The 14,171-nt window shown below is 40.7% G+C and carries 16 protein-coding genes; 12 read left to right on the forward strand and 4 right to left on the reverse strand.

All coding sequences use genetic code 11. From position 1 onward, the window contains the following. The first annotated feature begins 18 nt into the window (after positions 1–18). The 4 genes from rho (at position 19) to fre (ending at position 4,454) form a co-directional block, all read left to right on the forward strand. Complete coding sequence (gene rho, locus PAND9192_RS14115) at positions 19–1,284, forward strand: transcription termination factor Rho (protein WP_060999724.1); 1,266 nt, start codon at positions 19–21, stop codon at positions 1,282–1,284. Between the two features lie 233 nt (positions 1,285–1,517). After that, a complete protein-coding gene (gene ubiD / locus PAND9192_RS14120; protein WP_087854305.1) occupies positions 1,518–3,383 on the forward strand; it encodes a 4-hydroxy-3-polyprenylbenzoate decarboxylase in 1,866 nt (621 codons plus the stop codon). A gap of 87 nt (positions 3,384–3,470) precedes the next feature. After that, on the forward strand, positions 3,471–3,734 hold the full coding sequence (locus PAND9192_RS14125; RefSeq protein ID WP_060999728.1) for a 2Fe-2S iron-sulfur cluster-binding protein: 264 nt from the start codon (positions 3,471–3,473) through the stop codon (positions 3,732–3,734). A 9-nt stretch (positions 3,735–3,743) separates the two neighbouring features. Further along, positions 3,744–4,454 carry an NAD(P)H-flavin reductase gene (gene fre, locus PAND9192_RS14130; protein WP_087854306.1) on the forward strand — a complete coding sequence of 237 codons (711 nt, stop codon included), beginning with the start codon at positions 3,744–3,746 and terminating at the stop codon, positions 4,452–4,454. A 60-nt stretch (positions 4,455–4,514) separates the two neighbouring features. On the opposite strand, the gene PAND9192_RS14135 is transcribed toward fre, so the two are convergent. Continuing rightward, positions 4,515–5,405: a carboxylate/amino acid/amine transporter gene (locus tag PAND9192_RS14135; protein ID WP_087854307.1), complete on the reverse strand. Its 891-nt coding sequence runs from the start codon at positions 5,403–5,405 to the stop codon at positions 4,515–4,517. 135 nt (positions 5,406–5,540) lie between these two features. Next, a complete protein-coding gene (locus tag PAND9192_RS14140; protein ID WP_087854308.1) occupies positions 5,541–5,963 on the reverse strand; it encodes a universal stress protein in 423 nt (140 codons plus the stop codon). A gap of 254 nt (positions 5,964–6,217) precedes the next feature. Here PAND9192_RS14140 and ftnA point away from each other — a divergent pair, with 254 nt between their 5' ends. The 8 genes from ftnA to cspE (PAND9192_RS14180) all read left to right on the forward strand — a co-directional run bounded on the left by ftnA (position 6,218) and on the right by cspE (PAND9192_RS14180) (position 11,766). Beyond that, a complete protein-coding gene (gene ftnA / locus PAND9192_RS14145) occupies positions 6,218–6,748 on the forward strand; it encodes a non-heme ferritin (protein ID WP_087854309.1) in 531 nt (176 codons plus the stop codon). A gap of 73 nt (positions 6,749–6,821) precedes the next feature. Further along, on the forward strand, positions 6,822–7,160 hold the full coding sequence (uspB, locus tag PAND9192_RS14150) for a universal stress protein UspB (protein ID WP_200817826.1): 339 nt from the start codon (positions 6,822–6,824) through the stop codon (positions 7,158–7,160). A gap of 125 nt (positions 7,161–7,285) precedes the next feature. After that, complete coding sequence (locus PAND9192_RS14155; protein WP_087854310.1) at positions 7,286–8,395, forward strand: mechanosensitive ion channel family protein; 1,110 nt, start codon at positions 7,286–7,288, stop codon at positions 8,393–8,395. Between the two features lie 146 nt (positions 8,396–8,541). Next, entirely contained in the window at positions 8,542–9,729 is a 1,188-nt protein-coding gene (locus PAND9192_RS14160) for a BaiN/RdsA family NAD(P)/FAD-dependent oxidoreductase (protein WP_087854311.1), read from the forward strand. 381 nt (positions 9,730–10,110) lie between these two features. Next, positions 10,111–10,317, forward strand: a complete 207-nt coding sequence (gene cspE / locus PAND9192_RS14165) for a transcription antiterminator/RNA stability regulator CspE (RefSeq protein ID WP_036789206.1) — start codon at positions 10,111–10,113, stop codon at positions 10,315–10,317. Positions 10,318–10,664: 347 nt separating this feature from the next. Beyond that, positions 10,665–10,874 (forward strand): hypothetical protein, encoded by a 210-nt coding sequence (locus PAND9192_RS14170; protein ID WP_060999765.1) that lies wholly within the window; start codon positions 10,665–10,667, stop codon positions 10,872–10,874. Between the two features lie 210 nt (positions 10,875–11,084). Then, the gene (cspE, locus tag PAND9192_RS14175) at positions 11,085–11,300 is read left to right on the forward strand and encodes a transcription antiterminator/RNA stability regulator CspE (RefSeq protein ID WP_087821988.1); all 216 of its coding nucleotides are present in this window, start codon (positions 11,085–11,087) and stop codon (positions 11,298–11,300) included. A gap of 253 nt (positions 11,301–11,553) precedes the next feature. Continuing rightward, positions 11,554–11,766 carry a transcription antiterminator/RNA stability regulator CspE gene (cspE, locus tag PAND9192_RS14180; RefSeq protein ID WP_087821987.1) on the forward strand — a complete coding sequence of 71 codons (213 nt, stop codon included), beginning with the start codon at positions 11,554–11,556 and terminating at the stop codon, positions 11,764–11,766. A 7-nt stretch (positions 11,767–11,773) separates the two neighbouring features. Here the strand turns inward: cspE (PAND9192_RS14180) and PAND9192_RS20715 are convergent, their stop codons facing one another. Beyond that, a complete protein-coding gene (locus PAND9192_RS20715) occupies positions 11,774–11,929 on the reverse strand; it encodes a hypothetical protein (RefSeq protein WP_159458251.1) in 156 nt (51 codons plus the stop codon). 82 nt (positions 11,930–12,011) lie between these two features. Further along, positions 12,012–14,171, reverse strand: a 2,160-nt coding sequence (gene adiA / locus PAND9192_RS14185) for an arginine decarboxylase (protein WP_087854312.1), incomplete at its 5' end; no start/stop codon positions are given.

The raw sequence follows: 14,171 nt of genomic DNA on the forward strand, positions 1-14,171 counted from the left end.
AACAAGAAACCCACCACTATGAATCTTACAGAACTCAAGAGCCAACCTATTCCTAAGTTGGTATCACTTAGCGAAAGTTTAGGATTGGAAAACCTGGCCCGCCTACGTAAGCAGGACATCATCTTCTCCATTCTTAAGCAACATGCTAAAAGTGGTGAGGATATTTTTGGCGACGGTGTTCTAGAGATTTTGCAAGATGGCTTCGGCTTTCTGCGTAGCGCAGACAGTTCTTACCTTGCAGGCCCTGATGATATTTATGTATCACCAAGCCAAATTCGTCGTTTTAACCTTCGTACTGGCGATACGATTGCCGGAAAGATTCGTCCACCAAAAGATGGCGAACGTTACTTTGCACTACTGAAAGTTAACGAAGTAAACTACGATAAACCCGACAACGCTCGTAATAAAATCCTTTTTGAAAACCTTACTCCACTGCACGCAAACTCACGTATGCGTATGGAGCGCGGTAACGGTTCTACTGAAGACATCACTGCACGTGTTCTTGATTTAGCATCACCGATTGGTAAAGGCCAACGTGGTCTGATTGTTGCTCCGCCAAAAGCGGGTAAAACAATGTTGCTGCAAAACATTGCCCAAAGTATTGCCCATAACCACCCTGAGTGTGAGTTAATGGTATTGCTTATCGATGAGCGTCCAGAAGAAGTAACTGAGATGCAACGTCTTGTTAAAGGCGAAGTAATTGCATCAACGTTTGATGAGCCAGCTTCACGTCACGTACAAGTAGCTGAGATGGTAATTGAAAAAGCAAAACGTCTAGTAGAGCACAAGAAAGATGTTGTTATCTTGCTTGACTCAATTACTCGTCTAGCACGTGCTTACAACACCGTTATTCCTTCATCAGGTAAAGTACTAACAGGTGGTGTGGATGCCAACGCCCTTCACCGCCCTAAGCGCTTCTTTGGTGCTGCACGTAACGTTGAAGAAGGCGGTAGCTTAACTATCATTGCAACAGCGCTAGTTGATACTGGCTCTAAAATGGATGAAGTTATCTACGAAGAATTTAAAGGTACTGGTAACATGGAACTGCATCTTTCTCGCAAGATTGCTGAGAAGCGTGTTTTCCCTGCGATTGATATCAATCGTTCTGGTACTCGTCGTGAAGAGTTATTAGCAAAAGCTGATGAACTACAGAAGATGTGGATCCTGCGTAAGATCGTTCACCCAATGAGTGAAACTGATAGCATGGAATTCTTGATCGACAAACTATCAATGACCAAAACTAACGAAGAGTTCTTTGACGCAATGCGTCGTCAGAAATCATAATGTAGTTGGTTGTTATTGAATTAAAAACGTCACTCTAGGGTGGCGTTTTTTTATGGTTGAAATTTAACGTTGTTGATTGTTTTTAGTTGTTAACCCACAGAATTTAAAAGGGTATTTTCTTTTTTTTATCGACAGGTGTTTTCCGTCCCACAACTGGTTATACTAGCAAAAATCATTCTCATCAAGTCATTGTCAGTTATATTGATTGGCTTGGTTTAGCTACAGGTAGTCGCATGAAATACAAGGATTTACGTGACTTTATTGCTTATTTAGAGCAACAAGGGCAATTACAACGTATTCAGCAGCCAGTCGATCCTAATCAGGAAATGACTGAGATTTGCGATCGCACTTTGCGGGCTGGTGGGCCAGCATTGTTGTTTGAAAATCCTGTAGGTTATGACATGCCAGTGTTAGCCAACTTGTTTGGTACTCCTGAACGAGTGGCGATGGGAATGGGGCGTGATAATGTTAAGCAATTACGTGAAGTAGGCGAATGGTTAGCCTATTTAAAAGAGCCAGAGCCGCCACATGGCTTACGAGATGCAATTAATAAAATTCCGGTGTTTAAGCAAGTGCTTAATATGCCAACCAAGGTACTTCGTAAAGCCGCTTGCCAACAAATAATCTGGCAAGGTAACGAAGTCGATTTAGATAAAATTCCAGTGATGAGTTGTTGGCCTGGTGATGTGGCGCCGTTGCTAACATGGGGCTTAACCATAACTCGTGGCCCTAATAAAAAACGTCAAAATTTAGGCATATATCGCCAACAAAAAATCGCTAAGAATAAAGTTATTATGCGCTGGCTCGCTCACCGTGGTGGCGCGTTAGATATGCGTGAATGGTGTGAAGCACATCCTGGAGAAAAATTTCCGGTGACAGTGGCTTTTGGTGCTGATCCAGCGACAGTACTTGGTGCGGTTACACCTGTGCCTGATACGTTATCTGAGTACGCATTTGCAGGTTTATTACGTGGTAGTCGCACTGAAGTGGTTAAAAGCATCAGCAATGATCTTCAAGTGCCAGCCAGTGCTGAAATTGTAATGGAAGGCTATATCGACCCTGAAGAATACGCTGATGAAGGTCCTTATGGCGATCATACCGGCTATTACAATGAGGTTGAACGTCACCATGTATTTACTATCACTCATATTACGATGCGTAACAATCCGATTTATCACAGTACTTATACTGGTCGTCCACCAGATGAACCAGCGATACTTGGCGTAGCGTTAAACGAAGTGTTTGTGCCTATTTTACATAAACAGTTTCCTGAGATTGTTGATTTTTATTTGCCGCCAGAAGGATGCTCTTACCGCATGGCGGTGGTGACGATGAAAAAGCAATACCCTGGTCACGCTAAACGGGTCATGATGGGAGTGTGGTCGTTTTTACGCCAGTTTATGTACACTAAATTTGTGATTGTGTGTGATGAAGATGTTAATGCGCGTGATTGGCACAGTGTGATCAATGCGATGACAACGCGTATGGATCCGGTTCGAGATACATTGATGATTGACAATACTCCAATTGATTCATTGGACTTTGCATCACCAGTGGTAGGCTTAGGCTCCAAAATGGGGATAGATGCCACCATTAAATGGCCAGCAGAGTTAGCAAATACCGCAACTACATCGTTAGGATTAAAGCCTGCTGAATGTGATATTGAGGCTGAATTAGCCACCTTGCGCCAGCAATTTCCTGCGATCATTGATTGTTATTTGCCGCCACAAGCCGCTGATCACAGTATGGCTATTGTGAGTATCAATAAAACCGTTGCAGGTGAAGCTTTGCAGATCATGGCTGCAGTATCGGCCTGCTTGAATAAATTCACCGATGCCAAATTTGTGATTATGTGCGATGGTGATGTCAATGTTCGTGATTGGAATGATGTTATTTGGGCTGTTACAACCCGTATGGATCCCAGTCGTGATACGGTATTAACTGCTGCGACCACAGATCGTTGCTCAAAGATTGGTTTTGATGCTACCAATAAAATTGGCGCTGAAACCCAACGTGAATGGGGTACTCCGATTATTAAAGATCCCCAAATAGTGGCGCGTGTTGATGCTATGTGGGCACAATTAGCACTTGATCAGTAAGCTTTCATGATTATTTTTAGTAACAATCAATAAGCTGATATTTTTATGTTTCAGGGGCAAAATATGGCCCTGAATTGAGAGTTTTTTATGTACCAAGTACGCCTGTTGCCCAATAACATTACTTTTGTTGCCAGTGCGCAGCAAACAGTATTACAAGCAGCGCTCGACGCAGGTATTGCTTTCCCTAATCGCTGTCAGGTTGGCGCTTGTGCGATGTGTATGTGTCGTAAACAGCAAGGTCAAATAAGCTATCAGCTTGAGCCAATGTTAACGCCACAAGAGCAGGCACAAGGCTGGATTTTTGCTTGCTTGGCGAGGGTAGAAAGTGACTTGGTATTATCGTTAGACTAGAGGAAAACCATGTCTATCCAATGTGAAGTAAAGTCAGTTGAACCGTTGGCATGTAATACATTTCGTATTTTATTAACGCCATTACAAGCCCTCGATTTTAAAGCGGGCCAATACCTATTAGCAGTGATGGGTGACAAAGATAAACGCCCATTTTCGATTGCAAGTAGCCCTTGTCGTCAAGGTGAGCTTGAACTTCATATTGGTGCTGCAGAGCATAATGCTTATGCGTTAGAAGTGGTTGAGACCATGAAAAAAGCCCTCACAGAGCAGCAACCAGTAACGATTGAAGCTGCGCATGGTGAAGCATGGTTACGCCATGAAAGTCAGCGCCCATTAGTAATGATTGCTGGTGGTACTGGATTTTCTTATATTCGTAGCATGGTCGATAACTGCATTAGCCGTGGCTTAACGCAACCGATATTCATTTATTGGGGCGGGCGTGATTTGTGCCAGTTATACGCGAATGATGAAATGCAGGCCTTAGCACAGCAATACGCCAATATTAGTTATGTACCTGTGGTAGAAACAGCGCCAGAAGGTTGGCAGGGGAAGGTTGGCAATGTATTGGACGCTGTTGCCGAGGATTTTGTAAGCTTATCTGCCTATGATATTTATGTGTGTGGCCGTTTTGAAATGGCAGGTGCCGCGCGTGAACGTTTCTGTACTGAAAAAGGTGCGTTACGTGAGCATATGTTTGCCGATGCGTTTGCGTTTATTTAAGACTGCTTCAACTTGTTAAAAAGGCGCGATTATCGCGCCTTTTTGGTGATTATATTGTAGCTATGACGACGTTTTTTGTGTCTGGCGTTGAGCGGTAACTTTATTTTTTATCCAGCTTTCGTTAAACCATAACGACAATAATATAATTCCACCGCCGATAATTAATCGCGGGTAATCGACATTATGATTCCAAATCACAATATTGACGATTAAGCCTGCGGGTACTAAAGCGTTATTCATTATCGCCAATGCGCCAGCATTAACTAATGTCGCGCCCTTATTCCAAATGAAATATCCCAGCCCTGAAGCAATCACACCCAGATAAACTAAAATTCCCCATTGCAATGAAGTTGTTGGTAACTTGGCACTATTACCAAACAAGAGATACATTGGCACAGCGACACACACGGCACCTAAATAAAACCAGCCAAACACGGTATGTTGTGGAATATCAGCCTGCTCTTGCTCGATAATTCTTTTGTAACCGACTTGGCCTATTGCAAAGCACAGATTCGCCCCTTGGACGATTAAAAATCCAATAATAAAGTGCTGATTGATGCCTTCAAATTTAATCACTGCCGCACCTAATACCGCAATGACTGCGCTGAGTAAGTACCATGGCGAGAATTGTTTATGCAGTGCATCGTAAATCAGAGTGACATAAATTGGCGTGAAAATAGTGAACAATAATACTTCGGGTACGGTTAAATATAGAAATGATTGGTAGTAGAAGCAATACATTAACCCGAGTTGAAATGCGCCGACTGTCATTAATTTGAGGGCAAGCTTAGGGTGTAAATGTTTGGTGCGTAAAAAGGGTAAAAAAACCACTGCCGCTAAGCAAACGCGGGTGAGAACTGAAAACCAAGCATCGACTTGACCAGCCAGATAAACGCCAATCAAACTAAAAGAAAACGCCCATAGGAGGGTAATTACAGTTAAATATCTCATCGTCGCAAAGGGTGTGTTGATAAAGGGTAATGAGAGTGTAACTAAATTGCGGCGGCAGGAATATGATAATTACAAGGGTATTGAACAATAATGATCAGCAGTCGTTATGGCAACGACTGCTGTAATGAAGTGGAATTACTTAAGTGGCACCATTAATAAATCAACCGGAGTACGGCTAATAAGCTGGCGAGTCGATGATAAAATTTTGCTCCAAAAATCTTGATGATGGCCACAAATAACCAGATCTACATTAAGATCTTTAATAGCAACACAAATTTCTTCGCTTAAATCACCGCTACCGACAAGCGTATGCGCGACAGGGTAGCCGGCATCATTTGCTAGTTGGTGTAACCTATTTTGAGCATCACTTTCAGCGCGTTCATGCATCTCTGCTAGATTTATATCAATCAAACCGGTGTAGAGATCAGCATAATCGACATCTATATGGACCAGTGATAGTTTCGCATCCAATGATTGCGCTAGTTTAGCGGCTTTATCGACCAAATAGGCGCTGTCTTCAGAAAGATCAATAGCAGCGAGAATATGTTTATAAACCATCACTTACACTCCATAGCAATACGATAATGTTGTATGTTAGCACTGGTATAAACTTAAAAATATCGATTAGGTCGCATCTATAGGTTACGAAATGGTTAATTATTTTCCGTAATCGTCGATTCATTTTTATTGTTATTTTAGTGGTTTATACTAACAGCAATTATATTAATAACGACGTTTTGTCCATTTGTTGCATTCTTAACAATGCACAGTGACAATGTCTTGATTACACTTAAACAAACAGGAGTAGTGCAATGTTAGCCAAGGCAATGGTTGAAAATCTGAACGAGCAAATTAATTTAGAGTTCTTTTCTTCTAATTTATATCTGCAAATGAGCGCATGGTGTGAAGATAAAGGCTTTGAAGGTGCTGCGGCGTTCTTGCGTGTGCATGCTGCTGAAGAGATGGAGCATATGCAACGTTTGTTTACTTATGTAAGCGAAACGGGTGCGTTACCGATTTTAGGCACAATTGAAGCGCCTAAACATCAATTTGCCTCTTTAGGTGCTGTATTCCGTGAAACTTATGAGCATGAGCAGCTAATCACTAAAAAAATTAATGAATTAGCCCATGTCGCATTTTCTACTCAAGATTATTCAACTTTTAATTTCTTGCAGTGGTATGTATCAGAGCAACATGAAGAAGAGAAATTATTCAAAGGCATTTTAGATAAAATTGAGTTAGTTGGTGAAGATGGCAAGGCGCTATTTTTTATTGATAAAGACCTAGCTGCGATGGCTAAAGGCGAATCAGTACCAACATCAGTAATGGACTCACAAGCTTAAGTGATGTTGAGGGTAGTGGTAATACGCTACCTTTTTATCCCTATAAGCAAGTGATATTTAAGAGGGGATAACTATGATCAGTGGTGACGCACTTTTGGTTGCAATTTTTTTGGTGGCAACTGTTAATACTTGTAGATATATCAGCACATTACGTTCTTTGTTGGTGGTGATGCGAGATTGTGATCCATTATTATATCAACAAGTCGATGGGCGTGGTTTCTTTTCATCTCAAGGTAATGTCAGCAAACAAATTCGCTTGTTTCATTATATTCGTAGCCAACAGTATAAAAAACATCACGATCCGCTGTTTATGGCAAAGTGCATTAAAGTACGTAAACTGTTTGTATTGGCAAGCACGTTTATGATTACTTTTTTTGTAGCAATTTTTGCCGTCGCTTTCCTCGGACTTTAATATCAATTTGACCGTTTTGAGTGTCACTGTTCTGGTGACACTTTCTTTGCTGCCCTCGTTCTGTGCTATATCATTACTAACAATATAACTTCATTTTTCTGTTGAGTATCGGAAGCTAAGTCGCTATGGATCAATTTTTACTTTGGTGGTCATCGCTTGAAAAAGGTGCGTCCGTTAATTGGATGTACAACATTGGCTTATTACTACTGTTGAGTGGATTACTGTGGGGAGGATGGTTACTTATTTCTCGCCGCTTAGCGACTATGGCGAGTAAAACCCACTTAATTTGGGATGATGCTCTAATTGATGCTGTTCGAGCGCCAGTGTCGCTATGTATTTGGGTATGGCCAGGGCTGATGTCACTAGGGATTATGGTTGATAATATTACCTCTTATTCCAGTGGCTTTTTAGCGTTACTGCGGCATCTATTATTGATAGGGGTGTTTATTTGGATTCTGATGCGGCTGATCACTAATATTGAACAGACAATATTAGATAATCGTCCGCATCGAGATGCCACCACAGTTACTGCTATTTCAAAAATATTACGCTTAATTGTGATGGTATTGAGCAGTTTAATTGTGATGCAAAACTTCGGCTTAAGTTTGTCGGGGTTACTGACCTTTGGTGGTGTCGGTGGTTTAGTTGTCGGTATGGCCGCTAAAGATTTATTGGCTAACTTCTTTGGTGGCATGATGATTTATTTTGATCGCCCGTTTAAAGTAGGTGATTGGATACGCAGCCCAGATCGTCAAATAGAGGGTACCATTGAGCGGATCGGATTTCGTATGACAGTTATTCGTACTTTTGATAAGCGACCATTGTATGTACCTAATTCAGTCTTTAGTTCGGTGGTGGTTGAGAACGCTTCACGGATGCAAAATAGGCGGATAAAACAAAGTGTTGGTTTACGGTATTGTGATGCGGCAGTGATGGGATTAGTGGTTGATGATATTAAAACGATGCTGCAAAACCATGCCGAGATAGAGACTCGACAAACATTAATTGTCAGCTTTGATACCTATGGGCCATCGTCACTGAATATACTGGTGTATACCTTTACCAAAACTGTTGATTGGGTTAAATACAAAGCGGTACAGCAAGATGTAATGCTGCAAATTGTTGCGATTGTACATTCACATGGCGCCGATTTTGCGTTCCCTACCACCACCTTAGATATGCCAACGGCTGCAATTACAGCATTAACGGCAATTGAGAGCCAGCAACAAGCTTGATTTTAATCGAATAAATCACAGGAATAGGATAGCGGTTGGTATTGCGCTAATAGGCAGGTAAAATAGCGTAGACAATAGAAAAAGGATGCTAATCGTTAGCATCCTTTTTGCGTTTATTTAGTGACATTAAAGGCTAATTGAAATCCATGGCAAACAGATATGATGTAGTAATTATTGGTGCAGGTGCTGCAGGCTTAATGTGTGCTGCTACAGCAGGTAAGCGTGGACGCTCAGTGTTAGTACTTGATCACGGTAAGAAACCGGGCCGTAAAATATTAATCTCAGGTGGCGGCCGCTGTAATTTCACTAATAATGATGTGGCTGCTAATAATTATGTTTGTCGTAATCCTCATTTTGTTAAATCAGCCTTGTCGCAGTACAGTCAATGGGATTTTATCGGCTTAGTATGCCAACATGGAATTGACTATGAAGAGCGTGATCATGGACAGTTATTTTGTTTAGATTCTGCTAAAGATATTGTCAAAATGCTGGTTGCAGAATGTGATTTTCCTAATATCAGCTTTCGTTATCAGGCTGATATTAATTCAATTGTGCAGCAAGAGACAGGTTTTAGTCTGAGTGTTAATGGTGAAGCAATCAGCTGTGAGTCGCTAGTGGTTGCCACCGGTGGCTTATCAATGCCGAAATTAGGTGCAACACCGTTTGGTTATCAAATTGCTGAGCAATTTGGCTTAAAAATGGTGCCGACGACTGCTGGTTTAGTGCCATTTACTCTACATAAGCAAGATAAAGACGCTTTTGAAGAATTATCAGGTATTGCAGTTCCTGCGGTGATCACCACCGAAAGTGGCACTAGTTTTAAAGAAAACTTATTATTCACGCACCGCGGTTTATCGGGGCCTGTAATATTGCAAATTTCATCGTACTGGTTACCTGGGCAAAAGGTGACCATTGATTTATTACCGATGCTTAATTTGGCTGATACACTGCTTGAATTACGTGAACAGCACCCAAATCAAAGTGTGAAAAATACGCTGTCGCGTTTGTTACCAAAGCGACTAATTGAAGTGTTAATTACGCGTGGAGATATTACTGATAAGCCGTTAAAGCAACTTAACCACAAAGAATTTGAGCAGCTAGCGAATTATTTCCATCAATGGAATATTGCGCCTAATGGTACTGAGGGCTACCGCACAGCTGAAGTGACCTTAGGTGGCGTTGATACTGATGAATTATCATCAAAAACGATGGAAGCAAAGAAAGTGAAAGGCTTATTTTTTGCTGGTGAAGTGATGGATGTTAGTGGTTGGCTTGGTGGCTATAATTTCCAATGGGCGTGGAGTTCTGGCTATGTTGCTGGACAAAATGCGTAATATTTGACCGCTAAAATTTGTTTTTTGAGTTGTTAAAAGACTCAAAATCCGCCCAATATGCTGTTTTTTTAGTGATGTTACTTGATGGTCGTTAAAAAACTATCAAGTAATATCAGTGGGTTATGATTTATTGTGACTTTATTTGAAAATAAATCTTTACAATAATTGCTAACCACATAATAATGATGACGCTCTGTTGTTCAGAGTTATTAATGAAAACATCAAGTAAAAGAAAAACCCTCAGAATATCTTCGTTATTGTTGCATTCCTTAGTGTTTCCCTTAGCTTCATAGTCACATTCAATAATTCAAGCTTTCAGTGCAATCGTGATATTTTCGCGATAAATCTTTATGAATTTTAATCAAATATAAGGGACACATTATGTCTACTACTGGTATCGTTAAGTGGTTCAACGAAGAGAAAGGTTTCGGTTTCATTACTCAGGACAATGGCGGTGCTGACGTATTCGTTCACTTCCGTGCAATCGCTTCTGAAGGTTTCAAAACTCTTGCTGAAGGCCAAAAAGTGTCTTTTGAAGTAGAGCAAGGCCAAAAAGGTCTTCAAGCTGCAAACGTTGTAGCTTTATAATATTTTAAGTCGACGCAAATGGTCGCAGTACCGTTTGCGTCACTTTTAATAATACCATTTCAACTTAAAAATTATTTATACAATATCATCGAAATATAAAACACTTCCAACATCTGCTTCTGTATTTGTCGTTACGTTCATATTTACTTCGTTACTTTATTATAAATAAAAATTTAAATACTTAATTAGTATGAATAATATTAGATGCCTTCTATCATCTGAATATTTTTCTGCTAATAAAAAACTAAGGATACTTATGTCTCGTTCATTAGGTCGTAAGCGATTTTGGTTTCAACAAAATCGTCAAGAAAACCCTATAAATACAAATGAAAACCAAGAGGTTAATAATGATAGTAAACTTTAATTTAGTAAAAAATCAGCGCACCTGGAGTGCTAATATTCATCAGCTCAATAGTGATGTATTAAAACGCCATATTTTAATTAATGGTAATGTTGATAATCTAGATATATCATTTAGTTACTGTGAAAAAACAGCCGCAGGTAACATTACAAATAGTAGCAATAAAGTAATTGGTAATTTTTACATTTCTTATTAATACCCTAGGGGATTTAATTAAGAAATGATTTTAATTAAATGTCTTATCTCGCCAATGACATTATTTAATAATATAAAGTAATAAACGCATTTATGGTTATTTGGCATTATTATCACGATAATGCAGGTGTGATTACTTATATGAATATTATCATTTCAGGTTATTGCATCGTGCGATAATTTAATCAAATTAAAAAGTAAGGGACATTCAATGTCATTATCAAAAACAATCGGTACAGTTAAGTGGTTTAACGAAGAGAAAGGTTTTGGTTTTATTACTCAAGACAACGGCGGTGCTGACGTATTCGTTCACTTCCGTGCTATCGTTTCTGAAGGCTTCAAGACATTAGCTGAAGGTCAAAAGGTTTCTTTTGATGTTGAGCAAGGCCAAAAAGGTCTGCAAGCTGCGAATGTTGTTGGTCTATAAGACTGACAGTCAGGTAGCGGTATAGCTGCTACCTGAACATCCATTAGGGTGTTTACCTAAAGTCATTTTAGTTAAATGTCTTACACTGCTGAAAACGTTATTTGTCATCATTTATCAAAAAGAAAACTGTTTATCGCTACATTTATGTTGTTGTATCCGTGTTTGCCTTTGCGTTATCGATATTCAAACATTCTCATTTCAGCCTGTCGCGTGTTGCGACAACTTAATGAAATAAAAAAATAAGGGACACATCATGTCTAATACAACAACTGGTTTAGTGAAATGGTTTAACGAAGAGAAAGGTTTTGGTTTTATTACTCAAGACAATGGCGGTGCTGACGTATTCGTTCACTTCCGTGCCATCGCTTCTGACGGTTTCAAAACTTTGGCTGAAGGCCAGAAAGTATCATTTGAAGTAGAGCAAGGCCAAAAAGGTCTGCAAGCTGCAAACGTTGTAGCTTTATAATTTATCTTTATTGATAAATAAAAGAATGCTGGCTAAGGCCGGCATTTTTTATATCTATTATATTGTTATTATGTACATTTATTCTCAGAATATCCTGCACTTCCTGCACTTCCTGCACTTCCTGCACTTCCTGCACTTCCTGCACTTCCTGCACTTCCTGCACTTCCTGCACTTCCTGTATTTAGAATATAAAAAATCCCCCGCTGTTAATACAACGAGGGATTGGTAGCTATCGCATTAGGCGATTATAGTGCGTTTTTTTTGATACAAAGAACGTGGTATTTACCGTCTTCGATCTCAGCGCCTTCAGTTTCGTGTTCGAAACCAGGGAATTCAGCATCCCATGCTTCTAGTGCTTTCAAGTACTGGATTTGAGGACTTGTTTTATCACCGAAGTTTTCGCCACCCATTAGCATTGGAATGCCTGGTGGGTAAGGAATAACAGAGTTCGCTGCAACGCGGCCAACAAGCTTATCAGAAGCGACTAGCTCTACTTCATCAGATACGACGAACTGGTAAGCAGTACGTGGCTTCACTTCCATTTCAGGAAGACTTGAGTAGGCCTGGTTCAGTACTTGGCTTGGGTTATGGCGAACTAGATATTCAAACATCTTGTTACCGAGATCTTTAAGACCCAGACCTGAATAGGTTTCAGGTGAGGATGCCACTAACTCAGGTAAAATTGTTTCTAATGGGGAGTTCCCATCGTAGTGACGCTTGAATGACAACAAGGTGTTGATCAATGTGTCACGCTTACCTTTAGTAATACCCATTGAGAATAGGAACATTACTTGGAAGTCAGTAGTACGTGTTGGTACGATACCGAAGCGACCTAGGTATGCAGTAACAAGCGCTGCTGGAACACCTGTTTCTAGGAAGTTACCGTTGTCGTCAAGACCCGGAGTTAGCAAGCTAACTTTGATTGGATCAAGCATACACCAGTCATTGTCGATTTCGTCAAAGCCGTGCCACTTGTCGCCAGGAGTCAATTTCCAGTTCTGTTGGATAGTCATTAGAGACTCAACAGATGCATTCTCAAAATTAACGTTGTCACCGTTCATTTCTGTAACAGTTTCAGCATTCCAAGGCTTGAAGAACCAATCGTTTTCAGCAGTGTAATCGTTGAATAGTTGACGCATGTTTTGACGGAAGATGATCGCTTCGCGGTTAACTTCGTTAGTTAGCGATAGACCACTTTCGCCTTTCATCATGTTCGCAGCAACATCGTTAGACGCACAGATTGCGTATAGCGGTGATGTTGAAGTGTGCATCATGTAAGCTTGGTTGAAACGGTCAAAGTTGATCGCGTTTTCACCGTTACGTACGTGAATGTATGATGCTTGAGACAATGCATTCAATAACTTGTGCGTTGAGTGCGTTGCAAATACTGTAGGACCAGTGTGGTCTTTAGCATCGCCACGCATTGCGAAGTGACCCTTGTAGATAGGGTTAAAACGTGCGTAACCAAACCAAGCTTCATCCATGTGAATACGGCTAGAGCTTTCGCCTAGTAGCGCTTCAGTCACTTCTGAGTGGTAACATAAACCGTCGTAAGTACAGTTAGTTACTACAGCGTAGCTGGCTTTTTTCTCATCAGCGTTGAATGGAATACCCGCATTTTTCGCTTTAAGCGCAATGCCTTCTTTGCTCATTTGAACTTTGCTGATTGGACCGATGATACCGTAGCAGTTACGGCTAGGAACCATGTAGATTGGACGTGCGCCAGTTAGGATCAGACCTTGTTCAATTGATTTGTGACAGTTACGGTCACAGATAGCAATGTCGTCATCTTTCATACATGCTTGCATGATAGTACGGTTTGAACCTGAAGTACCTACGATACCAGAGTAAGACTGGTGAGCACCGAAGATCTTAGCTGCTTCAACTTCTGAATCTTTAAATGCACCACTGTGGTCAAGTAATGAACCTAGTGCAGCACGCTCGATACCCATATCGGTACGGAACAAGTTTTCGCCGAAGAATTCAAAGAATTGGTTACCAGCAGGGGTCTTAGTAAAACCGATACCACCTTGGTGACCAGGCGCAGACCATGAATATTCATGGATGTCGTTGTAGTGCATCATCGCTTTCATGAACGGTGGTAACACTTGTGCGCGGTAACGACGCATTGAAGCAACGATACGGCCAGCAACGAAATCAGCAGTGTCTTCTAGTACTGAATAACACTCATCAACACGCTCCATTAACTGGCGGTTGTTAAGAATAGATGTACGAGCACGTTCTGCTAGTAGAAATACTGGCACTTCAGATTGACGTGCTTGTAGTGCTGCTAACAAATCAACTTCTTCGTTAGAATTAACGATTTGCTCTTCAGTTTTTTCTAGTGCTAATACTAGGCTATCGATTTGAGTCGACATGATAACCGCACGCGCATCTTCATAAGA

The sequence above is a fragment of the Photobacterium andalusiense genome, assembly GCF_900185625.1.
Taxonomy (GTDB): Bacteria; Pseudomonadota; Gammaproteobacteria; order Enterobacterales; family Vibrionaceae; genus Photobacterium; species Photobacterium aquimaris.